Consider the following 20,151-nt stretch of genomic DNA (forward strand, 5'->3'; position numbering starts at 1 on the left):
GGGGGGGGGGGGGGGGGGGGGGGGGGGGGCGTGGGGGGTGGGGGGGGGCGGTGGCCCGGGGGCCTAGGTTGCGGCCTCGGGGCCGGGGGGGGCGGGGGGGGGCGCGCCCGGGCGATGTCCGGGCGACTGTCCATCACCGTCATTTCTTGGGCATGTAGTCGGCCATTTCCCAGATCGGCCGCAATTCGACCGTGCCGGTGCTGGCTGCCGGACAGCGTGCCGCCCATTCGATGGCTGTATCGATGTCAGCCGCCTCGATCATGTAGAAGCCGGCAAGCTGCTCCTTGGTGTCGGCATAGGGGCCGTCGATCACGTTGGTCTTGCCGTCAGCGATCCGCACCGAGGTGGTGGCCTGGGTCGGGCGCAGCCTTTCGCCAGCCAGCCACGCACCGGATTTCTTCAACGCTTCGGTATAGGCGCCATAGGCCGCGCTCATCTGCTGGGCCTTCTCGATCGGCGTGTTCGCCAATGCGGCTTCGTCGCTATTGATCAAAATCATGTATCGCATGGTCTTCTCCCGTTTTGCGAAGGCCGCGTCCTTGCGAGGCCGGACGTATGTCGCGCGGCAGTGGCCGATTTCGACAGGCTGCTCAAAAAACTTTCGGCCCCGATGGCTTTTTGTGCAAGCCGCCATCTGTTTCCTGATCCCTCAACCGTTCGTCTAACGAGCGCAATTGCGGGTTGGCATTTGCGGCTCGCTGTCTAAACTCGCCCCGGTTCGCATCTAGGAGGCGGTGCGGTCGTCGATATTTTCAGGGAGGAGATCCGATGTTCAATTTCAAAACGAAATTCGTTGCAGCCGGCGCCGTGGCGCTCTCGCTTGGCCTGGGCACCATCTCAGCCAGGGCGCAGGAATTCATCAATGTGCTGACCGGCGGCACATCCGGCGTCTATTATCCGCTCGGCGTGGCGCTGTCGGAAATCTACGGCAAGGGCATCGAAGGCGCACGCACCCAGGTACAGGCGACAAAGGCTTCGGTCGAAAACCTCAATCTGTTGCAGCAGGGCAAGGGCGAGATTGCGTTTGCGCTGGGCGATTCCGTCAAGCTGGCCGCCGAAGGCAATGCCGAGGCCGGTTTCCCCGGCAAGCTCGATAAATTGCGCGGCATCGCCGCCATCTATCCCAATTATATCCAGATCGTCGCCAGCCAGGAGTCCGGCATCAAGACGCTGGCCGACCTCAAGGGCAAGAGCCTGTCGGTCGGCGCGCCTGCCTCCGGCACCGAGCTCAACGCCCGCGCCATCTTCGCCGCCGCCGGGCTGAAATATGAGGATCTCGGCCGGGTCGAATACCTGCCCTTCGCCGAATCGGTCGAACTGATCAAAAACCGGCAGCTCGACGCCACGCTGCAATCGGCCGGGCTCGGCGTCGCCTCGATCCGCGACCTCGCCACCTCGGTGCCGATCAATGTCGTGGCGGTGCCGGCCGAGGATGTCGCCAAAATCGGCTCGCCCTATCTTTCGGTGGTCATTCCCAAGGGCACCTATGAGGGCCAGAGCGAGGATGTCGCGACCGCCGCCGTCGGCAATTTCCTCATCACCCGCGCCGATGTCTCCGACGAGACCGCCTACCAGTTGACCAAGCTGATATTCGACCATCTCGACCAGCTTGCCGCGGCGCATGCCGCTGCCAAGGCGATCGACCCGGCCAAGGCGCTCGACGGCATGCCGGTGCCGCTGCACCCCGGTGCCGAGCGTTATTACAAGGAGAAGGGGTTGCTGAAGTAGAGTGGGTGGCTCGGCTATCTGAGATGTACTCGCCAGGCCACAATTCGCTTGTTTTGAAGTGCGTCGGATGAGCGAAATAACCGACGGCAAATCCGCCACCTTCCATCTCCCTGCCGTCGAAGAGCAGGTTGAAGGGCTGCCGCCGGGCTTCGGCGACGGCCTTGCAGGCAAGGCCGCTTTTCTCATCGCTGTCGCCTTTTCCGTGTTCCAGATCTATGTCGCCGCCTATGGCAGCATTCCGAGCCAGGTGGTGCGGGCCATGCATGTCGGCTTCCTGCTGCTGCTCGGCTTCGGCCTGATCGCCAATCTGCGCGCCAAAAGCATGCCGGCCAAAGCCGCGTTCTGGACGCTCGGCGTGCTCGGTTTCGGCACCGGCCTCTACAATTGGGTGTTCTACACCGACCTCATCCGGCGCTCCGGCTTCCTGACCACGCCGGACCTGATCGTCGGCGCTGTGCTGGTGGTGCTGGTCTTCGAGGCGGCGCGGCGGCTGATGGGCCTGCCGCTGGCGGTCATCGCCTTCATCTTTCTCGCTTACTGCTTTTTCGGCAACCATCTGCCGCCGCCGCTCATCCATCGCGGCTATGATTTCGCCCAGCTGGTCGACACCTTCGCCTACGGCACCGAAGGCATCTACGGCACGCCGATCTATGTCTCGGCCGCCTACATCTTCATCTTCGTCGTCTTTGCCGCCTTCCTCGAACGTGCCGGCATGATCGCGCTGTTCAACGATTTCGCGCTGGGCCTTGTCGGCACATGGCGCGGCGGCCCGGCGCAGGTCTGCGTGCTGTCGTCGGCGCTGATGGGCACCATTTCCGGCTCGGGCGTCGCCAATGTGGTGGCCAGCGGCCAGTTCACCATCCCGCTGATGAAGCGCTTCGGCTTCCGCTCGGCCTTTGCCGGCGCCGTCGAGGCGACCTCCTCGATGGGCGGCCAGATCATGCCGCCGGTGATGGGCGCGGTCGCCTTCATCATGGCCGAGACGCTGAACGTGCCTTATGCCGAAGTGGTCAAGGCGGCGATCATCCCGGCGCTGCTCTATTTCGGCGCCTGCTTCTGGCAGGTGCATCTGGAAGCCGGCAAGGCCGGCCTGCACGGCATGGCCAAGGCCGAGCTGCCCAACCCGTGGGACGCGGTGCGGCAACACTGGCCGCTGGTGCTGCCGCTGGCAGCGCTGATCTATCTGCTGTTGGCCGGCTACACGCCGATCTTCGCCGGCACGATGGGCCTGGCGCTGACCATCGTGCTCATCCTCGGCACGCCGCTGGCGGCGGCGATCGGACCGCTCGCCTTCCGCATCGTCTTCTGGATCGCGCTCGGGCTTGCCGCCGCTTCGTTCATGAAGTTCGGCGTCAACCTCCTCGGCCTGGTGATCGCCGCACTGGTCGTCGCCTGCTTCACGTTCAAGGGCGGCCGCGAGACGTTGCAAATCTGCGTCGACTCGCTTGCCGAAGGCGCCAAGAACGCGCTGCCGGTCGGCATTGCCTGCGCCATCGTCGGCATCGTCATCGGCACGCTGACGCTCACCGGCATCGCCTCGACCTTCATCGGCTGGATCATCTCGATCGGCCAGGACAATCTGTTCCTGTCGCTGGTGTTGACCATGGTCACCTGCCTGGTGCTCGGCATGGGCATCCCGACCATCCCCAACTACATCATCACCTCGTCGCTGGCCGGGCCGGCGCTGCTGGAACTCGGCGTGCCGCTGCTGGTCAGCCACATGTTCGTGTTCTATTTCGGCATCATGGCCGATCTGACGCCGCCGGTGGCGCTGGCCGCGTTTGCCGCCGCACCGATGGCTAGGGAAAGCGGCCTCAAGATCGGCATCCAGGCGACCAAGCTCGCCATTGCCGGCTTCGTCGTGCCGTTCATGGCGGTCTATACGCCGGCGCTGATGCTGCAGGACGCCGGGCCAATCGCCGCCCAGTTCGGCTATCCCGTCGAGGTCGCATACATCGTCGCCAAGGCGTGCATGGGCATCGTGTTGTGGGGTGCCGCCGCCGTCGGCTTTCTCGCCCGCCGCATGGCGTTGTGGGAACGGCTCATCGCCTTCGCGGCCGGCGTGCTTCTGGTCGCTGCGGTGCCGCTCACCGACGAGGCCGGCTGGGTGCTGGCGCTGGCCTGGATCGGCTGGCACTATTTTCGCTCACGGCAGGCCGCCAAAGCATGAGCCTGTGCATCCTGGCCGCCGGCAAGACGGTGACGCTCTCCGTTGCCGCCTTCACGCTGTCCTGGACGCATTCGGTGGAACGGACGCGGTGGGAGGAGGACTGGAAGATCACGCCTTCCGGCCTGCAGGTGGTCGAAGCCCGGATCGAGGGTTCGGGTGCCGGCATGGAGCCCCCGGAAGGCGCGGTGCTGCGCGACGGCTGGTGGATCTATGCGCCTGATGTCGGCCCGCAGCGGCGCGTCGTGCTGGCCGCCTCCGGCGCGACCGGTGACGGGTGGACGCTGTGCACGGCTCAGGGCTGCAGGGAGCTCGGCAAGACTGCAGGCAGACCGATCGTGCTTGAGCCATGCGGGCCGGATGGCACCGGCCAACCACGATAACGCGTGATCGGCCTTCTGAGCAGATGAGAAATCTCGCCGGGAACGTGGAAGCGGCTACCCTCGGCAGCTTCGAACAATGTGGGCAGCGATCGCAGCCACCTTGGCAACGCAAATGGACAATGCAGCCGCCAGAAGCCGTCGGTGTTAGATGAGACGCTTCACGCGCTGCTCCCCACGTTTTCTAGCCAAGGAACCGTTCCCGCAGCTCGGGTGCGGGGATCTCGCAGCTGTCCTTCCTGCCGAACAGGGCGTAGCGGTTCTTGGCGATGCGATCGTAGAGCCAATCACGCAGCGGGCGCGGCAGCAGCAACAGCGCTTTTGCCGCCCGCCAGGGCCAGCCGAGTTCCGCCATGACGGCGACGAAGCTGTCAAGCCGCGTGAAGGCGACGCCGTCGATCAGGACGAGATTGGTTTCGTAAGAGTCCGTGCGCAGTCCATGCCTCCGGAACAGCGTTTCACCGAAGGGCGACTGCGCCGTGGCGAAGCGGAAACGGCCTTGGCGGTCGAGCCTGACCACCATGCGCACGAAGCCGGAACAGAGCACGCAGACGCCATCGAAAACGATCAATGGATAGCGTGCGTCGAGAGTTGTTCCGGAGGGACGGTTTGACTTGGGTCGACTGGGTTGGGAATGGTCGGTCAAGCTGGCCTCGGCTGCTCGTGTCCTACGACACTAAGCCGGCCAGCGTCGGTATCAAAGCCGTGGCGATGTCGCACGGCGCCTGTCGGCGAGAGCGGGACGCTCGGCGCGATAGGTGGTGGCGCGGGTAGAGGCGGCGGGCCTGCAGATCCGGCTGTCGTGGCGATTTTCGAAAGCCATGATCAGTGCGCGCCCAGCGAGTTGCCGCGACGGGCGCAGGCCGGGCCGGGGCCGCGCATGTAATAGCGCTCGGGCCGATAAGTCGGCGCGATGAATTCGCGGATTGCGGCGGCATAGCCGATGAGGTGCGCGAGGAAGTTCATTACCCTGGTCCCTGTCCCGATTTTCGGATGTCCCTTCCGAATTGCGGTCATCATAGCGTCGAGGCGTGAATAGTCGGTGAACGTGATGTTAATATCTGGTCGAAAATGCCTCGCTTCGTGGCTGGAATGCGGCTGATTCGGGGTCTTTCGGTGCAGTTGGTCGGCATTCCGGTCAATGTGACTTTTGCATCACATATGTTTCGTTTGAATGTCGCCCGTGCGCGGTTCTGTTTCAACTTTTGCCGCGCTCGCGAAATTTCCGTGCTGGCGGCCAGAACGCCACGGGTGGCCCTCGGCATCCAGATCGGCGCGTGAGCGCGGAACTGGAGCGCGGTCTGTCCGTTCTCACCTTCATCTCGTTCTGGAAGGGAAGAGCTCATGGCGCCGCGTCCGGCCTGGAAGGGCTATCTGAAGCTATCGCTGGTCACCTGTGCCGTCGAACTGACCAATGTCGTCACCCACACGGAGCGGGTCTCGTTTCGCATTCTCAACCGCAAGACCGGCAACACGGTGAAGCGGCTCTATGTCGATGCCGAAACCGGCAAGCCGCTGGAGGAGGATGAGGAGGTCAAGGGCTATGAACTCGACGATGGCGATTTCATCCATATCGAGGAGGACGAGATCGAGGCGGTACAGATCGAATCCTCGCACACGATGGCGCTGGACGGTTTCGTCGACAAAGCTTCGATCCAGCAGATCTATCTCGATACGCCCTATTATGTCGCCCCGGCCGACAAGGTGTCGGAAGAGGCGTTCGCCGTCATCCGGGATGCGATGGCGGGCAAGAAGATGGCCGGGTTGGCGCGTATCGTGCTCTACCGACGCGAACGGCCGGTGGTTATCGAGCCGCTCGGCAAAGGGATGGTGCTGACGACCTTGCGCTACGACAACACGGTGCGCCAACCGGAAACCGTGTTCGGCGACATCGAGTCCGTGAAGACCGATCAGGAGATGACCGACCTCGCCGAGTTGATCATCGACAAGAAGAAGACGAAGTTCGACCCCTCGAAATTCGACGACAAATACGAGGAGGCGCTGCTGGAGCTGATCCGCGCCAAGAAGGCCGGCCACAGGGCGCCGAAGGCCAAAGCGGCGCCCAAACCTTCCAATGTCGTCAATCTGTTCGACGCGCTGAAGAAGAGCCTGTCGGACTCCGGGTCATCGAAAAAGCCTTCGTCGGCGAAAGCCAAGCCGGCGGCCAAACGCGCCAAGCCGAAAGGCAGCGCGCCCAAACGCAAATCGGCCTGAGGAACCCAACGGATGGCCAGCCTCGAACAATATCATTCCAAGCGCGATTTCAAGAAGACCGCCGAACCGGCCGGCAAGGTTGCCCTGGCCAAGAAGGGCGAGGCCGGCGGCATCTTCGTCATCCACAAGCATGCCGCGACGCGGCTGCATTACGACCTGCGGCTTGAGCATGACGGCGTGCTGTGGAGCTGGGCGGTGACGCGCGGCCCGAGCCTCGACCCGCATGAGAAGCGGCTCGCCGTGCATGTCGAGGACCACCCGATCGACTATGCGCCGTTCGAGGGCACCATTCCCAAGGGCGAATATGGCGGCGGTTCGGTCATCGTTTGGGACGAGGGCACCTGGACCCCCGAGATCGACCCGGCCAAGGCGATGAAGAAGGGCCATATCAGCTTTGAGCTTGAGGGCCACAAGCTGCATGGGGCATGGCATCTGGTGCGGCTGAAGCCGCGTGCGGGTGAAAAACGCGACAACTGGCTGCTGATCAAGTCGGACGATGCCGCAGCGCGTCCTGGCGAGGACATCCTCAAGGAAGCGCCAGAATCGGTGAAGTCCGGCCTGACCATCGAGGAGGTCGGCGAGGGCAAGTCCGCAAAGGGTGAGAAGCCGAAAGTATGGCATTCCAACAAGCCGGCCGCCGGCAAAGCGAAACCCGGCAAACGCCTCGACTTCATCGAGCCGCAGCTGGCCACGCTGGAGCGCGATGCACCGCCGGGCAAGGACTGGCTGCATGAGGTGAAGTTCGACGGCTACCGCATGCAGGCGCAGATCGCCGGCACCGATGTGCGGCTGCTGACCCGGACCGGCCTCGACTGGACAAAGAAATTCGGCAGCGAGATCGTCGCGGAACTGGCCGGGCTGAAGTGCAGCGACGCCATCGTCGATGGCGAGGTGGTCGTGCTCGCCGACAGCGGCGTCTCGTCTTTCGCGCTGCTGCAGCAGGACCTGTCGGCGAAGCGGACGCATCGGTTCGTCTATTACGTGTTCGACCTGATGCGCCTCGACGGAAGGGATTTGCGCCGCGAGCCGCTGGTCGAGCGCAAGCAGGCCTTGCAGGAGCTGCTCGGCGAACAGTCCGACAATCCCGCGGCCCGCTTCAGCGACCATTTCTCCGAACCTGGCAAGATCATGCTGGAGCATGCCTGCCGCATGGGCCTGGAAGGCGTCGTCTCAAAGCGTGCCGATGCCCCCTATCGCAGCGGCCGAGGCCCGACCTGGGTGAAGTCGAAATGCACGGCGCGGCAGGAATTCGTCATCGGCGGCTATCTGCCGTCGGACAAGACCGGGCGCGGATTGCGCTCGATCCTCGTCGGCTTCCATGAGGGCGGCAAGCTGCATTATGCCGGCCGCGTCGGCACCGGTTTTTCGGGCAAGGGCGCCAATGAGCTGAAGGCAAAACTCGATGCATTGACGGCAAAAACATCGCCCTTCTCCGCCGCCGTGCCGAAGGGAAAGGGCCTGGTCTGGGTCAAGCCCGAGCTTGTCGGCGAAGTGGAGTTTCGCAGCTGGACCTCGGACCGTATAATACGCCACGCCTCGTTCCAGGGATTGCGCGAGGACAAGGCGGCGGAGGAAGTCGTGCAGGAAAAGCCCAAAGCGTCGACAGGCAAGCCATCGACAGGCGAGAGCACGGCCAAGCCGGCACCGGGTGGCAAAGCCGCTAGATCGATGACGACCACGGTAAAACTCTCGCATCCCGACAAGCTGCTGTGGCCGGACGAAAACATCTCCAAGCGGGGCCTGCTGGACCATTACGCGCAGGTTTGGCCGCGCATGGAACAGTTTGTCGTCAACCGGCCGCTCAGCTTGGTGCGGGCGCCGGACGGTGTCGGTGGCCAACGTTTCTTCCAGAAACATGCCTCGGCCGGCATGAGCGACAAGATCGCCCGCATGAAGGACCCTAGTGACGGCGAGGAGATCCTGTACATCCGGGATTTCGATGGTGTTGCCGCACTGGTCCAGTATGGCGTGGTCGAGATCCACATTTGGGGGTGCACGATCGATGAGATCGAAAAGCCCGACCAGATCATCTTCGATCTCGATCCCGATGAAGGTGTCGACGTGAAGGCGGTCCGCGAGGCGGCACTCGATATCAGGGGCAAGCTCGACGAGCTGTCGCTGCCGAACTTCGTCAAGACGTCGGGCGGCAAGGGCTTTCACGTCATGGTGCCGCTGAGACCAGCGGCGGATTGGGAGGAGGTCAAAACCTTCGCCCATGATTTCGCCAGGGCGCTGGAGCAGGGTGCCCCCGACCGCTACACGGCGACGCTGTCGAAAAAAGCGCGCACCGGAAAGATCTTCGTCGACTATCTGCGCAACGGCAGGGGCTCGACGACGGTCGCGCCCTATTCGTCGCGCGCCAAGAAGGGCGCCACCGTGTCGATGCCGGTGACCTGGCCAGAGATCGAGGCCGGCTTGGCGCCGAACGCTTTCCCGATCGGCGACAAGACGACGCTGAAGCAATTGGCGAAAGCCGATCCGTGGAAGGAGTTTTTCAAGCAGGGGAAGGTGTTGAAGCGGGGGTAGAGTTCGCCGCAATTTGCCAACGCAGCGATCCTTCGCGTACCCCCCTCTGGCCTGCCGGCCATCTCCTCCTCAAGGGGGAGATTATGCGCTCCACCGCTTTCGCCAACTATCAACGCTGTAAGGTGAGCGAAACGATGAAACTGCCAATCTCCCCCAAGAGGGGGAGATGCCCGGCAGGGCAGAGGGGGGCGTTGTCCCGCCGACGTCTCACGTCAAAAACACCCTCTCAAACGCCTGCCTACCCGGCGGCGAGAAGATCACCGCGCGGCTGTCCTTCTCGCGGCGCGCCCATTTCTCGGCAAGGATCTTGTCGAGGATGGCGGCGCCCAGTGTGCCGGCGAGGTGTGAGCGCCGCACGCTCCAGTCGAGGCAAGCGCGGCACACCGGCCGTCGCGGCTTGGTGTAGACGTCGATGCCTATCGCTGCGAAATGCGATGCGGCCGAAGGACCGAGCCTGATCTCCTGTTCGTCGCGGACCAGCACGTTTTTGGCGACGAGCCGATCGAGCATCGTCACCGCCTGCTCGCCAGCGAGGTGATCGTAGCAGACGCGCGCCACGCGCATGGCGCCATCGCGCGGACCCGGGCGCACACGCTTTGGACCGACGGCTTCCGCGACACCTGTGATGGCTTCGATCATGCCCGCCACCTGCGGTCCGGCGAGGCCGTAATAGCGATGCCGGCCCTGGCTCGCCACCGTGAGCAGCCCACCTTCCATCAGTTTGCCCAGGTGCGAGCTGGCGGTCGGCAGCGAGACGCCGGCCTCGAGCGCCAGCTCGCTCGCCGTCAGCGCCGTGCCGCCCATCAGGGCATTCAGCATGTTTGCCCGTGCCGGGTCGCCGACCAGGCTGGCGATGCGGGCGATGTCTGGTCCTTCGCGCATGGTTCGTTCCTCATCGAAGCATCCTTGTCAGATAATCACTATTCTCAGGTGAGATCAAGGAGACGACGATGGCCGCACGAACCGCTTTCCCCTCGGCGCTCCCCAGCCGACAATCGTTCCCGTTCGTCACCTGGTTGCGTTCGCGGCTGCTGGCCCGCTGGTATGACCGTCATCTGCAGCGCCTCGACCTTGCCGAGATCGACGATCATCAGCTGCGCGATCTTGGCCTTACACGGCAAGACGTGCGCCGCGAATGCGCGAAATCCTTCTGGCAGCCCTAGCAGGTCGGGCGGCAGGACGTTTCGATGCGGCTCGAACTATTGACGCAATCCCGAGGAGACCACAATGACCATCACTTGCTTCATCCGCTATGAGATCGACCCGTTCGGCAAGGCGGCCTTCGAGGAGTACGCCCGCAACTGGGGCCAGGCCATTCCACGCTGCGGCGCCGATTTGATCGGTTATTACGCGCCTCATGAAGGCTCGGCGACAACGGCCTATGCCGCCTACAACATCGACAGCCTGGCGGCCTATGAGGCCTACCGCGCGCGACTTGCCGCCCATCCCGCCGGCAAGGCAAACTACGAGTTTGCCAAGCGTGAAAGATTCATCCTCAAGGAGGACCGCATGTTCCTGAAGCACGTCTCGGGCCCGCACGCGAAACTGGTGCTGCCGTGATTGCCGTCATCTTCGAGGTCGAGCCGGCGGCGGGCAGGCGCGATGCATATCTGAGCATCGCCGCCGATCTGCGGCCGCTGCTCGACGGCATCGACGGCTTTCTGTCGATCGAGCGCTTCCAGAGCCTGGCCGATCCGAACCGCGTCCTGTCGCTGTCGTTCTGGCGCGACGAGGAAGCGGTCAAGGCCTGGCGCAGCACCGAAGAACACCGGCAGGCGCAGCAGGCCGGTCGTGGCGGCATCTTTGCCGGCTACCGACTGCGCATCGCCCATGTGGTGAGGGATTATGGGCTGACGGAGAGGGACGAGGCGCCTAGGGATAGCCGGGCGGTGAATGGGTGAGTGGTAGCCGATCGCCGCGCCGTCGCCCCCTCATCCGGCCGCTTCGCGGCCACCTTCTCCCCCAGGGGAGAAGAGTTGGCGCCGGCGCTGGTAGTCTCCTCTCCCCTCGGGGAGAGGTCAGCCGAGCGAAGCGGAGGCTGGGTGAGGGGGCGCTTTGCGGTTACGCATTCCCGATCAGCACGCCGGCCGCGAACACCAGGGCGCCGCCCAGCACCACCTGGAAGGCGGCACGCAGGAAGGGCGTCTGCATGTAGCGGTTCTGGACAAAAGCGATCGCCCACAGTTCGAAGAACACCACCACTGCAGCGACACCCGTCGCCGTCCAGAAGCTCGGAATGAGATAGGGGAGCGCGTGTCCGAGACCGCCCAACGTCGTCATGATGCCGACGGTCAAACCGCGCTTGATCGGCGAGCCGCGGCCCGACAGCTTGCCGTCGTCGGAAGCGACCTCGGTGAAGCCCATCGAAATGCCGGCGCCGATCGAGGCGGCAAGCCCAACCAACAGCGTCTGCCAGGTGTCATGCGTGGCGAAGGCGGCGGCAAAGATCGGCGCCAGAGTGGACACCGATCCGTCCATCAGCCCGGCCAGCCCTGGTTGCACATAGGTGAGGATGAACTGGCGCTGCTCGGCGGCGGTCTCTTCATCCTTCACTTCGCCCGGCACATGTTTCTGCTCCAGACGCTGCGCCAGGGTCTCATGGCCCAGTTCGGCCACCGCCAGATCGTCGAGCAGTTTTCGCGTCGAGGCATCCGCCGTGCGCTTGGCCGCCTCGACATAGAAAAGGTAGGCTTGCCGCTCCATCGCCTCGGCCTGGCTGCGGACGTGCTCGATGCCGAGCGGCCGGACCAGCCAGTCGGGCTTGCGCTCGTAATAGCCCTTCACATGTTCGCGCCGGATCAGCGGTATGCGCTCGCCGAACCGTTTGCGGAACAGCTCGATCAGCGCATCGCGATGGCCATCCTCTTCCTCGGCCATCTCCTCGAACACTTTTGCCGATTGCGGGAAGTTTTCCGTCAGGCCGTCGGCATAGGCGCGGTAGATGCGTCCGTCATCCTCCTCGGAGGAAATGGCCAGCGCCAGGATCTCCTGTTCGGAGAGCGATTCGAAGGGGCGGCGGCCGAAGCCGAAAACACGGGAAAGCATGAGGAATTCACCCTAGTTTAGAATAGTTCTAAACTAGGGTTTTGAACGCCTTCGGTCAATTGCGCGCTGGGTCGCGGTCAAGAATTGTTGAAGCCCCGCGCCCGCGGTGACCCTTCATTATCAGTGAATGTTCACCTATATTGCTGGACTCAAGCCAAGAACAAGGAACCGGCAGATGACGGCAAAACAGCCTCCGCACCCCTATGATCCCAAGCCCGTTCTCGATCTCATCGCCAGCATCGAGGCCGACCTGCAACGCCTGAAGGGGCTGGTCGAGCAGCAGGTCGAGAAATTCGATCCCGCCAACCCGCACAACAAGGCGCCGGACGGCAAACTGACCGAGGAGGGCGTCGAGTGCTGCTACCGCATGTTCGACGAGGGCAAGTCGCGCTATTCGGTCGCCCAGCAGATGAAGATCTCGTTTGCCGCCGCCAGCCACCGGTTCAACAACTGGCGCAAGCTGGGTGGGGGCAAGAGGCAGAGGACTTTGCTCGGATAAGTAGGGAGTTAACTGCCCATCTCGGCGCCGCCCCTCATTGCCCTGCCGGGCATTTCTCCCCGTAGAACGGGGAGAAAGACGCCGGCCGCAACCTCGGCACTCTTCCTGCAACGCTAGTGATTGGCGAAACCGTTGATGAAGGCCCCTCTCCCCGTCACTATACGGGGAGAGGATGCCGGCAGGCAGGTGAGGGGCGGCGCAAGCGCCGTTCATGACCCGCCAAACTTTGTAACGGTCACATTTTTTCATTGGTGCGCCGCCTCCCTTTGCGGGCATCATGAAGGGCAACATGTTTCCGCAGGACCCGCCATGACCACCCCTCCCGGCATCGCCGACATCCACGCCGCCGCCGCGCGTCTCTCCGGCCTGATCGTCGAAACCCCGTTGCTCGAATCGCAGGAGCTGAACAAGCGCTTCGGCGGCCGCATCCTGTTCAAGCCGGAGACGCTGCAGCGTACCGGCTCGTTCAAATTCCGCGGCGCCTACAACAAGCTGTCGTCGCTCGGCGAGGCGGAACGCAGCCAAGGTGTCGTCGCTTTCTCGTCGGGCAATCATGCGCAAGGCGTCGCCGCTTCGGCCGCGATGTTCGGCGTCAGGGCGGTGATCGCCATGCCTTCGGACGCGCCGGCGATGAAGATCGCCAACGTGCGCAAGATGGGCGCGGAGGTGGTCCCGTTCGACCGCTTTCGCGACGACCGCATGACCGTGATCCGTCCTTACATGGAGAGAGGCATGGTGCTGGTGCCGCCTTTCGACGATCCGGCCATCATTGCCGGCCAGGGCACGATCGGCCTCGAATTGATGCGCCAGGCAAAAACACTTGGCGTCGACCTCGACGCGGTGGTCGTTCCCTGCGGCGGCGGCGGCCTGACCAGCGGCATTTCGATTGCGGTCAAAGACGCCTCGCCTGACACCGCGGTCTGGGCTGTGGAGCCCGAGCATTTCGACGACACCCGCCGGTCGCTGGCCGCCGGTGCCAGGGTTTCGAACGAGCCCGGCTACGCCTCGATCTGCGACGCGCTGCTAACCGCCGAGCCTGGCGTGATCACCTTCGAGATCAACCGCAGGAACCTCACCGGTGGCATCGCCGTCTCGGACCAGGCGGCGGCTCAGGCGATGCGCGACGCCATGGCTTATCTCAAGCTGGTGGTCGAGCCCGGCGGCTGCGTGGCGCTGGCAGCACTGTCATCGGGCGAGATCGAACTGTCGGGCAAATGCGTTGCCGTGGTGCTGTCCGGCGGCAATGTCGATTTCGGCACTTATGCCGGGATCATGGCGGCTGCTTGAGACGGCGATGTCTAAGGGGATCTGATATGGAGTATCTGGCGACAGGCTCCGCCTTGGATCACTCCTCGCCCGCCGCCAAATCGTCGCCGCGCTGAGCATGATCATCTACCGCCCGCTCACGCGTTCCGAGCTGCCCGACGATACGGCATCCCTTGCCCGCACCCTCATCGGCAAGATCGTGGTGCGCGAACTGCCCGAAGGCATCGCCAGCGGCCGCATCGTCGAGACCGAGGCCTATGTGACCGGTGACGCCGCCGGACACGGTTACCGGGGGATGACCCCGCGCAACCGTTCGCTGTTTCTCGACGCTGGGCATGCCTATGTCTATCTCTCCTACGGCATCTCCTACATGCTCAATGTCTCGAGCGAGATGCCAGGGGTCGGAACCGGCGTGCTGATCAGGGCGCTCGAGCCGCTCGAGGGCATTGCGATCATGCGGGTCAATCGCGGCACCGAGCGCCTGCGCGACCTGGCGCGAGGACCGGGAAGGCTGGCCCAGGCGTTGCGGATCGATCGTTCGCTCGACGGGCTCGATCTTTGCCGCAAAGGCCAGCTATGGCTGGCACGCGATAGTGACGAGGCCGGCGAAATCGGACAGAGCGTCAGGATCGGCATTTCGAAGGATGCGGACCGCCTGCTGCGATTCTATGTCAAGGGAAGCGTGTTTGTCAGCGGCCCGAAATCGCTCAACGGTTAGTGGCAGTTACAAACCATGGAGATTGGCGGAAGCATTTCTCCCTTCGTCATCCACGGGCGGAGCAAGGAGCGAAGCGACGCAGCGCAGACCATAGGATGACGACGCCGCAAAGGCTGGTACCAAAACTGTGGAGGTCGTGCGGCGCCTAATCCAGCGTGCGCCTGAACCTTACCAGTGCCACGCCGGCAAACAAGGCCACGAACACCACCAGCCAGCCGATCTCGTCTGCCACCGCCGGCAGTTCGGCGCCCTTCAGCATCACGGCGCGGGTGATGCGCAGGAAATGCGTCAGCGGGAAGATCTCGCCGAAGATTTGCGCCCAGTCCGGCATGCCGCGATAGGGGAACATAAAACCCGACAGCATGATCGACGGCAGGAAGAAGAAGAAGGTCAGTTGCAGGGCCTGCATCTGCGTGCGGGCGATGGTCGAAATCGTATAGCCGAGCAGCACCAGCGCCAGCACGAAGATCAGCACGGCGGTCAGGAGCAGCGACATCGATCCGGTGAAGGGGATGGCGAACAGAAGCTTCGCCGCCGCCAGCACCACCACCATCTGCACGCCGCCGACCGCCAGATAGGGCAGCACCTTGCCCATCATGATCTCGAGCGGGCTGGACGGCATCGCCAGCAGGTTTTCCATCGTGCCGCGCTCGGTCTCGCGCGTCAGCGCGATCGAGGTCATCATCACCATGGTCATCTGCAGGATGACGCCGAGCAGGCCGGGCACGATGTTGTATTGCGAGATGCCTTCGGGATTGTAGCGCCGGTGTACGACGACATCGAGCTGACCCTTGGCGGCCTCGGCGGCGGCTTCCTGCGTGCCTTGCGCCCTCAGCAGCGCCTGACTGGCGACGGTGCCGAGCGTCGAGATGGCGCCGCTGGCCACCGCCGGGTCGGTGGCGTCCGCCTCGATGAGTATCTGCGGGTTGTTGCCGCTCTCCACCCTCCTGGCAAAATCGGCGGGGATGGTGACGACGAAGGCGACGTCGCCGCGCGATATCAGGAACTCGGCCTCGGCGGCACTTTGTGCGACATGGTCGAAACGGTAGTAGCCGGTGGTCTGCAGCGCCGCGACAATGGCACGCGTGTAGGGATCGTTGCTCGTCGCCACGAGTGCTGCCGGCAGGCTTTTCGGATCGTTGTTGATGGCGTAGCCGAAAAGCACCAACTGTATCAGCGGGACGCCCAGCATCATGGCGAAGGTGATGCGGTCGCGCCGCATCTGGATGAATTCCTTGATCAGCAGCGCGCCAAGCCGGGCGAAGGAAAAGACGCTGTTCATGCCATGTTGTCCTTCGAGCCGGACATGAACTGGATGAAGACGTCCTCGAGGCTGGTTTCGCCGGGCGAAACTTTCACGCCCTTGTGCTCTCTCTCGACATCGGCGAGCGCGGCTTCGAGCTTCTTCTTGTCAGAGCCGACGACATGCAGCGTCGCGCCGAACGGCGCCACCTGGTCGACGCCGGCGCGGCCCTGCAGCGCTTCGGCGATCTGATCGAGCCGCGGGCCCTGGAGGACGAAAGTGGTCAACCCGGCATTTTTCACCACTTCGGCGACAGTGCCGGTGGCCAGCATCTTGCCATAGGAGATGTAGCTGATGCGGTGGCAGCGCTCGGCTTCGTCCATGTAGTGGGTGGAGACCAGCACGGTCAGCCCGCCGCTGGCGAGGCGATGGATCTCGTCCCAGAACTCGCGCCGAGCCTTCGGGTCGACACCGGCCGTAGGCTCGTCGAGCAGCAGCAATTTCGGCTTGTGCATGATGCAGGCGGCCAGCGCCAGCCGCTGCTTCCAGCCGCCCGACAAGGTGCCGGCCAGCTGGTTGCGGCGCGACGTCAGGCCGAGGTCCTCCAACGTGCGCGCCACATGCTCTTCGACCGGCTTCAGCCGGTAGAGCCGCGCGACGAATTCGAGATTCTCGCCGATCGTCAGATCCTCGTAGAAGGAGAATTTCTGCGTCATGTAGCCGACTTCGCGCTTGATGCGCAGGCTCTCGGTGCGGATGTTGAAGCCGAGCACCGTGCCTTCGCCTTCGTCCGGCGTCAGCAGACCGCACATGATGCGGATGGTGGTGGTCTTGCCCGAGCCGTTGGGGCCGAGAAAGCCGACGATCTCGCCCTCGGCGACCGACATCGTCACATGATCGACGACGGTCTTGTCGCCAAAACGCTTGACCAAGCCATGGACGTCGATGGCGTTCATCTTGCGCTGTCCGCCAGATCGACATCGACGATCTGGCCCGGTTGCAGCGGGCCGGCATCGCCCTCCGGCCGCGCCTCGACGAGGTAGACCAGCTTTTGCCGGTTCTCCAGGGAGTAGATCACCGGCGGGGTGAACTCGGGATCCGGCGAGACATAGCTGACGCGCGCCTTCACATCCGGGCCGCAGCCGTCGCAATGGACGCCGAGCAAGGTGCCGACCTTGACCGAGGAGAAAGCGCTCTCTGGAATGTAGACGCTGAGCTTCACCGCGCCGTCGGGCAGGATCGAGATGACCGGCGCGGTCGGACCTGATGTGTCGCCCGGATTGCGGATGACATCGTTGACGCGGCCCGGCGAAGGCGCCGCCAGCACCCGTTTCGACAGCCGCCACTGCGCCTGCTCCAACGCGGCCTGCGCCTGCTTGACCTGATTGTCGGCGGCCTTGATCGTTTCGGGCCGTGCCGGCAGGCCGCCGACGGCGAGATTGGCATTGGCCTGGCCGACCTGCGCATTGGCCGTCTCGAGCGTGGCCGACGCGGTGTCGAAATCGGCCTGCGTGCCGGCGCCGCGCTTGAACAGATCGGCGGCGCGGTCGTATTTGCGCTTGGCGTCGGCGGCCTGGGCGCTGGCCATGTCGACCTCGGCCTTCAGCACGGCGATCTCTTCCGGCCGCTTGCCGATCTGCAGGTCGGCCAACTGCGCCTGGGCCTGGGCAAGGCCGGCCTGCGCCTGCGCAACCGCGATCTTGGCATCGGCACTTTCCAGCGTCACCACGGTCGTGCCAGGCACCACACGGTCGCCGCGCTTCACCGTGACGGTCTCGACCTGCGCCACCTCGATCGGCGCCAGCAGCACATAGTCGCCTTCGACATAGCCGACGGCCAGCGGGGCAGCCGGGGCACAGGCCGAGAAGAGCTGCGCGGCGAGCGGCAGCGAACACAGAAAGCTCATGGTCTTTGCCCCTTCATGCTTTGCTCTTTCTGAAAGCCAATATGGCCTTGAGATTACCCGATGTGACCGCCACCACCTTGGCCGCCTCGGCGGCGCCGATGTCTTTCCAGCCCATGCGGCGCATCACCGCCTCGCGGCCGATGCGGAAATAGATGACCTGGCCAATCAGCGTGAACACGGTGAGCCTTGTGGCCTCGCTTTCGGCGGGCTCGCCGGTCGCCTGTTCCCAGAGCTGGCACAGCCGGCGATGCGTCGGCTCGAAGACGCCGTCATAGATGCGGTCGAGGGCTGCCGTCGGATGCGAAAGCTCACGCAACAGGAACTGCACGATCTCGCCGGCCTGCGGGCTGGCCACGACAAAGCCGACCATCCGCTCCAGCGCCGCGAAGAGCAGCGTTTGCGCCGCCTCCGGATTGGCTGGTCCCGGCGCAGGCGCCTGTACATTGCCGAGCGCCTGGCCGGCTACACCCTGGATGGTCTCCACGATAAAGTCGGCGGCAGCGGCGCGAAGACCCTCCTTGCCACCGAAATGGTAGGCGATCGAGCCGATATTGGCCCGCGCCTCGGCGGCGATCTCGCGCGTCGAGGTGCCGTCAAACCCCTGACTCCCGAACAGTTTCAGCGCCGCGCGGACAAGCGCCGCACGCGTCATCTCGGCGGGAGATGCTTCGCGGCGAAGGTTTTTGGCATCGGGCTGCTCGATCATCTCGCGAGTTTAATCAATCGATTGATTAAAGTCAATTCACGAACGTCGATCCGTGTATGTCACCGTCTTGCCATGGGCAGCGGCAACCGCTTTAGTGCGCGGCCATGGGCAAGGAAGTCGAACGAAAATTCCTGGTCACCAGCACCGCATGGCGGGAGTTGGCCGAGGCCAATATCCGCATTCTTCAGTTCTATCTCGCTGCCGGCCCCGAGCGCACGGTGCGCATTCGCATCAGCGATGGCACTTCCGCCAGGCTGACGCTCAAATTCGGCAGCAAGGCGCGCGAACGCGACGAATTCGAATATTCGATCCCGCTGTCGGAGGCGGTGGAGATGCTGGACTTCGCCATCGGACGTGTCATCGAGAAGACACGTCACCATGTTAGGCACCGTGGCTATCTCTACGAAATCGATGTCTTTGGCGGTCCGCTTGCGGGACTTGTGATCGCCGAACTTGAGACGCCGGAGGACGTGCCGGACGATATGCTGCCTGACTGGCTCGGCCGCGAAGTCACCGGCGAGTCAAAGTTCTACAACGCGTCGCTCGCCCTTGGGGGGATACCGGAGATCGCCGCATGAGCTTTCGTATCGATCCGCGCCTGCCGCTGACCGGCGAGGTCAGGCGTATCCTTGCCGAGGAAATCGGCAAGGCGCTGCATCACCTTGACGCCGCACGGAGCCGGCCGGAACAGGCGCTGCACAAATGCCGCAAACGGCTGAAGAGCGCCCGCGCCCTGCTGCGGCTTGTTCGTTCCGGCGACGAAACGTTCTGTGAGACCGAGAACCAGTGCTATCGCAATGTGGCCGGCCTGCTTGCCGGTCCGCGCGAGGCGACTGCGCTGATCGAGACCATCGACCGGCTGGCGGCGAGCTTTCCCAAGGAGAGCGCCGACGATGGGCTTACTGCTGCGCGCGACAGGCTGATCGCGCGCCAGCATGAACTTCACGAAGGCAGCGGGCTCGAAGCGGCGATCGGCGCGGCGACCGCCGCTTGCGAGGATGGCCTCAAACGCATCGAAGCGCTGGCCTTGCCCGACCAGCCGGAACAGGCGGCCGACGTGCTTGCCGAAGGTGCCCGCGTCACGCTGCGCCGTGCCAGGAAGGCGCTCGACAAGGCCGGATCGCGGGGCGCGGCCGATGATTTCCACGATTTGCGCAAGGCCGCCAAGACCCACGGCATGCATCTGTCGCTGCTCGGCAGGCTGTGGCCGACACCGATCAAGGCCCGGCGCAAGGCGGTCGACGAACTGGGCGAGCGGCTGGGCGACCTGCACGATGTGCTGGTGATGCGCGCCCTGCTCGAGGCCGACGACCAGCCGCTCGGGCTGCCCGAGGACACGAAACTTCTGGGCAAGCTGTTGAAACGGTCGGAGAAGCAGCTGAAGAAGAGCTGCCTGGCTGAGGCGGCCGAACTGTTCGGCGACAGTCCCAAACGCTCGACACGCAAACTGGCCCGCAAGGCGCGCGACGATCTGGCTGCGCCGCCGGAAGAGGCCGCTGCGACGGCAAGCTGACTTGGCGCCTTTCCTCTCCCTCCGGAGGGGGGAGAGGTGGCGCTGCAAAGCAGCGACGGAGTGGGGGAAGCCATTCGTCAAACGCGCCGCCGCCTGCAAGACAGGCACAAACCCCGCGAGCAAGGTCGACCCCCACTCCGTCGAGCTTCGCTCGACACCTTGTATCTACACGAGAGAGATTTCGTGGGATTAGAGCGATTGAGCCAAGGTCCGGGCGGCCGCCCGGACCTTGGCTTGGCG

General features: G+C 64.1%; 23 protein-coding genes. 14 read left to right on the forward strand and 9 right to left on the reverse strand.

Annotated elements, in window-relative coordinates:
* Window positions 1–139 precede the first annotated feature (139 nt).
* Window positions 140–508 (reverse strand): YciI family protein, encoded by a 369-nt coding sequence (locus tag NKI21_RS31285; protein WP_031213674.1) that lies wholly within the window; start codon window positions 506–508, stop codon window positions 140–142.
* A gap of 260 nt (window positions 509–768) precedes the next feature.
* On the opposite strand from NKI21_RS31285, the gene NKI21_RS31290 reads away from it, so the two are divergent.
* The 3 genes from NKI21_RS31290 to NKI21_RS31300 all read left to right on the forward strand — a co-directional run bounded on the left by NKI21_RS31290 (window position 769) and on the right by NKI21_RS31300 (window position 4,278).
* Window positions 769–1,728 (forward strand): TAXI family TRAP transporter solute-binding subunit, encoded by a 960-nt coding sequence (locus NKI21_RS31290; RefSeq protein WP_127297569.1) that lies wholly within the window; start codon window positions 769–771, stop codon window positions 1,726–1,728.
* Window positions 1,729–1,795: 67 nt separating this feature from the next.
* Window positions 1,796–3,898 carry a TRAP transporter permease gene (locus NKI21_RS31295; RefSeq protein ID WP_352443171.1) on the forward strand — a complete coding sequence of 701 codons (2,103 nt, stop codon included), beginning with the start codon at window positions 1,796–1,798 and terminating at the stop codon, window positions 3,896–3,898.
* The gene (locus tag NKI21_RS31300) at window positions 3,895–4,278 is read left to right on the forward strand and encodes a DUF1850 domain-containing protein (RefSeq protein ID WP_352443170.1); all 384 of its coding nucleotides are present in this window, start codon (window positions 3,895–3,897) and stop codon (window positions 4,276–4,278) included. The genes NKI21_RS31295 and NKI21_RS31300 overlap by 4 nt, the downstream gene beginning before the upstream one ends.
* Window positions 4,279–4,459: 181 nt before the next feature.
* Here NKI21_RS31300 and NKI21_RS31305 read toward each other — a convergent pair whose 3' ends face one another.
* Window positions 4,460–4,921: a DCC1-like thiol-disulfide oxidoreductase family protein gene (locus NKI21_RS31305; RefSeq protein ID WP_031213673.1), complete on the reverse strand. Its 462-nt coding sequence runs from the start codon at window positions 4,919–4,921 to the stop codon at window positions 4,460–4,462.
* Between the two features lie 179 nt (window positions 4,922–5,100).
* Window positions 5,101–5,241, reverse strand: coding sequence for a hypothetical protein (locus NKI21_RS31310; protein WP_023813501.1), 141 nt, complete (start codon window positions 5,239–5,241; stop codon window positions 5,101–5,103).
* Window positions 5,242–5,346: 105 nt separating this feature from the next.
* Here NKI21_RS31310 and NKI21_RS31315 point away from each other — a divergent pair, with 105 nt between their 5' ends.
* The 3 genes from NKI21_RS31315 to ligD all read left to right on the forward strand — a co-directional run bounded on the left by NKI21_RS31315 (window position 5,347) and on the right by ligD (window position 9,015).
* On the forward strand, window positions 5,347–5,556 hold the full coding sequence (locus tag NKI21_RS31315) for a hypothetical protein (RefSeq protein WP_155930604.1): 210 nt from the start codon (window positions 5,347–5,349) through the stop codon (window positions 5,554–5,556).
* Between the two features lie 63 nt (window positions 5,557–5,619).
* A complete protein-coding gene (gene ku, locus NKI21_RS31320; RefSeq protein WP_128305295.1) occupies window positions 5,620–6,489 on the forward strand; it encodes a non-homologous end joining protein Ku in 870 nt (289 codons plus the stop codon).
* Window positions 6,490–6,501: 12 nt separating this feature from the next.
* Complete coding sequence (gene ligD / locus NKI21_RS31325) at window positions 6,502–9,015, forward strand: DNA ligase D (RefSeq protein WP_352443169.1); 2,514 nt, start codon at window positions 6,502–6,504, stop codon at window positions 9,013–9,015.
* Window positions 9,016–9,222: 207 nt separating this feature from the next.
* Here ligD and NKI21_RS31330 read toward each other — a convergent pair whose 3' ends face one another.
* A complete protein-coding gene (locus NKI21_RS31330; protein ID WP_023813497.1) occupies window positions 9,223–9,897 on the reverse strand; it encodes an ArsR/SmtB family transcription factor in 675 nt (224 codons plus the stop codon).
* A gap of 68 nt (window positions 9,898–9,965) precedes the next feature.
* Between NKI21_RS31330 and NKI21_RS31335 the strand changes: the two genes are divergently transcribed.
* The 3 genes from NKI21_RS31335 to NKI21_RS31345 all read left to right on the forward strand — a co-directional run bounded on the left by NKI21_RS31335 (window position 9,966) and on the right by NKI21_RS31345 (window position 10,916).
* The gene (locus NKI21_RS31335) at window positions 9,966–10,178 is read left to right on the forward strand and encodes a DUF1127 domain-containing protein (RefSeq protein ID WP_023813496.1); all 213 of its coding nucleotides are present in this window, start codon (window positions 9,966–9,968) and stop codon (window positions 10,176–10,178) included.
* 64 nt (window positions 10,179–10,242) lie between these two features.
* Window positions 10,243–10,575 (forward strand): NIPSNAP family protein, encoded by a 333-nt coding sequence (locus NKI21_RS31340; protein ID WP_023813495.1) that lies wholly within the window; start codon window positions 10,243–10,245, stop codon window positions 10,573–10,575.
* Complete coding sequence (locus tag NKI21_RS31345) at window positions 10,572–10,916, forward strand: antibiotic biosynthesis monooxygenase family protein (RefSeq protein ID WP_023813494.1); 345 nt, start codon at window positions 10,572–10,574, stop codon at window positions 10,914–10,916. Before NKI21_RS31340 ends, NKI21_RS31345 begins: the two co-directional genes overlap by 4 nt.
* Window positions 10,917–11,076: 160 nt before the next feature.
* Here the strand turns inward: NKI21_RS31345 and mbfA are convergent, their stop codons facing one another.
* On the reverse strand, window positions 11,077–12,060 hold the full coding sequence (gene mbfA, locus NKI21_RS31350; RefSeq protein ID WP_023813493.1) for an iron exporter MbfA: 984 nt from the start codon (window positions 12,058–12,060) through the stop codon (window positions 11,077–11,079).
* Between the two features lie 175 nt (window positions 12,061–12,235).
* On the opposite strand from mbfA, the gene NKI21_RS31355 reads away from it, so the two are divergent.
* From NKI21_RS31355 to NKI21_RS31365, 3 genes are all read left to right on the forward strand, one after another.
* Window positions 12,236–12,559, forward strand: a complete 324-nt coding sequence (locus NKI21_RS31355; protein ID WP_023813492.1) for a hypothetical protein — start codon at window positions 12,236–12,238, stop codon at window positions 12,557–12,559.
* Between the two features lie 309 nt (window positions 12,560–12,868).
* Entirely contained in the window at window positions 12,869–13,846 is a 978-nt protein-coding gene (locus tag NKI21_RS31360) for a threonine/serine dehydratase family protein (RefSeq protein ID WP_023813491.1), read from the forward strand.
* A 97-nt stretch (window positions 13,847–13,943) separates the two neighbouring features.
* Window positions 13,944–14,543, forward strand: a complete 600-nt coding sequence (locus tag NKI21_RS31365) for a DNA-3-methyladenine glycosylase (protein ID WP_023813490.1) — start codon at window positions 13,944–13,946, stop codon at window positions 14,541–14,543.
* 145 nt (window positions 14,544–14,688) lie between these two features.
* On the opposite strand, the gene NKI21_RS31370 is transcribed toward NKI21_RS31365, so the two are convergent.
* Genes NKI21_RS31370 through NKI21_RS31385 form a run of 4 tightly spaced genes read right to left on the reverse strand, consistent with a single transcriptional unit; the run spans window position 14,689 to window position 18,398 of the window.
* Window positions 14,689–15,825 (reverse strand): ABC transporter permease, encoded by a 1,137-nt coding sequence (locus NKI21_RS31370; RefSeq protein ID WP_023813489.1) that lies wholly within the window; start codon window positions 15,823–15,825, stop codon window positions 14,689–14,691.
* Window positions 15,822–16,742 (reverse strand): ABC transporter ATP-binding protein, encoded by a 921-nt coding sequence (locus NKI21_RS31375; protein WP_023813488.1) that lies wholly within the window; start codon window positions 16,740–16,742, stop codon window positions 15,822–15,824. The genes NKI21_RS31370 and NKI21_RS31375 overlap by 4 nt, the downstream gene beginning before the upstream one ends.
* Window positions 16,739–17,692: an HlyD family secretion protein gene (locus tag NKI21_RS31380; RefSeq protein ID WP_023813487.1), complete on the reverse strand. Its 954-nt coding sequence runs from the start codon at window positions 17,690–17,692 to the stop codon at window positions 16,739–16,741. The genes NKI21_RS31375 and NKI21_RS31380 overlap by 4 nt, the downstream gene beginning before the upstream one ends.
* Window positions 17,693–17,705: 13 nt before the next feature.
* Window positions 17,706–18,398 (reverse strand): CerR family C-terminal domain-containing protein, encoded by a 693-nt coding sequence (locus tag NKI21_RS31385; RefSeq protein WP_352443167.1) that lies wholly within the window; start codon window positions 18,396–18,398, stop codon window positions 17,706–17,708.
* Between the two features lie 104 nt (window positions 18,399–18,502).
* Between NKI21_RS31385 and NKI21_RS31390 the strand changes: the two genes are divergently transcribed.
* Together NKI21_RS31390 and NKI21_RS31395 are read left to right on the forward strand one after the other, a co-directional pair.
* A complete protein-coding gene (locus tag NKI21_RS31390; protein WP_352776358.1) occupies window positions 18,503–18,976 on the forward strand; it encodes a CYTH domain-containing protein in 474 nt (157 codons plus the stop codon).
* On the forward strand, window positions 18,973–19,911 hold the full coding sequence (locus NKI21_RS31395; RefSeq protein ID WP_352443165.1) for a CHAD domain-containing protein: 939 nt from the start codon (window positions 18,973–18,975) through the stop codon (window positions 19,909–19,911). Before NKI21_RS31390 ends, NKI21_RS31395 begins: the two co-directional genes overlap by 4 nt.
* The last annotated feature ends 240 nt before the right edge of the window (window positions 19,912–20,151 follow it).

It is taken from the genome of Mesorhizobium sp. M0715 (assembly GCF_040320355.1).
GTDB lineage: Bacteria > Pseudomonadota > Alphaproteobacteria > Rhizobiales > Rhizobiaceae > Mesorhizobium.

Excerpts from the sequence above, each read along its gene's own strand:
- NKI21_RS31285 (WP_031213674.1), bottom strand. The coding sequence starts at position 508 with ATGCGATACATGATTTTGATCAATAGCGACGAAGCCGCATTGGCGAAC.
- NKI21_RS31290 (WP_127297569.1), top strand. The coding sequence starts at position 769 with ATGTTCAATTTCAAAACGAAATTCGTTGCAGCCGGCGCCGTGGCGCTC.
- NKI21_RS31295 (WP_352443171.1), top strand. The coding sequence starts at position 1,796 with ATGAGCGAAATAACCGACGGCAAATCCGCCACCTTCCATCTCCCTGCC.
- NKI21_RS31300 (WP_352443170.1), top strand. The coding sequence starts at position 3,895 with ATGAGCCTGTGCATCCTGGCCGCCGGCAAGACGGTGACGCTCTCCGTT.
- NKI21_RS31310 (WP_023813501.1), bottom strand. The coding sequence starts at position 5,241 with ATGAACTTCCTCGCGCACCTCATCGGCTATGCCGCCGCAATCCGCGAA.
- NKI21_RS31315 (WP_155930604.1), top strand. The coding sequence starts at position 5,347 with ATGCCTCGCTTCGTGGCTGGAATGCGGCTGATTCGGGGTCTTTCGGTG.
- ku (WP_128305295.1), top strand. The coding sequence starts at position 5,620 with ATGGCGCCGCGTCCGGCCTGGAAGGGCTATCTGAAGCTATCGCTGGTC.
- ligD (WP_352443169.1), top strand. The coding sequence starts at position 6,502 with ATGGCCAGCCTCGAACAATATCATTCCAAGCGCGATTTCAAGAAGACC.
- NKI21_RS31330 (WP_023813497.1), bottom strand. The coding sequence starts at position 9,897 with ATGCGCGAAGGACCAGACATCGCCCGCATCGCCAGCCTGGTCGGCGAC.
- NKI21_RS31335 (WP_023813496.1), top strand. The coding sequence starts at position 9,966 with ATGGCCGCACGAACCGCTTTCCCCTCGGCGCTCCCCAGCCGACAATCG.
- NKI21_RS31340 (WP_023813495.1), top strand. The coding sequence starts at position 10,243 with ATGACCATCACTTGCTTCATCCGCTATGAGATCGACCCGTTCGGCAAG.
- mbfA (WP_023813493.1), bottom strand. The coding sequence starts at position 12,060 with ATGCTTTCCCGTGTTTTCGGCTTCGGCCGCCGCCCCTTCGAATCGCTC.
- NKI21_RS31355 (WP_023813492.1), top strand. The coding sequence starts at position 12,236 with ATGACGGCAAAACAGCCTCCGCACCCCTATGATCCCAAGCCCGTTCTC.
- NKI21_RS31360 (WP_023813491.1), top strand. The coding sequence starts at position 12,869 with ATGACCACCCCTCCCGGCATCGCCGACATCCACGCCGCCGCCGCGCGT.
- NKI21_RS31365 (WP_023813490.1), top strand. The coding sequence starts at position 13,944 with ATGATCATCTACCGCCCGCTCACGCGTTCCGAGCTGCCCGACGATACG.
- NKI21_RS31370 (WP_023813489.1), bottom strand. The coding sequence starts at position 15,825 with ATGAACAGCGTCTTTTCCTTCGCCCGGCTTGGCGCGCTGCTGATCAAG.
- NKI21_RS31375 (WP_023813488.1), bottom strand. The coding sequence starts at position 16,742 with ATGAACGCCATCGACGTCCATGGCTTGGTCAAGCGTTTTGGCGACAAG.
- NKI21_RS31380 (WP_023813487.1), bottom strand. The coding sequence starts at position 17,692 with ATGAGCTTTCTGTGTTCGCTGCCGCTCGCCGCGCAGCTCTTCTCGGCC.
- NKI21_RS31385 (WP_352443167.1), bottom strand. The coding sequence starts at position 18,398 with ATGATCGAGCAGCCCGATGCCAAAAACCTTCGCCGCGAAGCATCTCCC.
- NKI21_RS31390 (WP_352776358.1), top strand. The coding sequence starts at position 18,503 with ATGGGCAAGGAAGTCGAACGAAAATTCCTGGTCACCAGCACCGCATGG.
- NKI21_RS31395 (WP_352443165.1), top strand. The coding sequence starts at position 18,973 with ATGAGCTTTCGTATCGATCCGCGCCTGCCGCTGACCGGCGAGGTCAGG.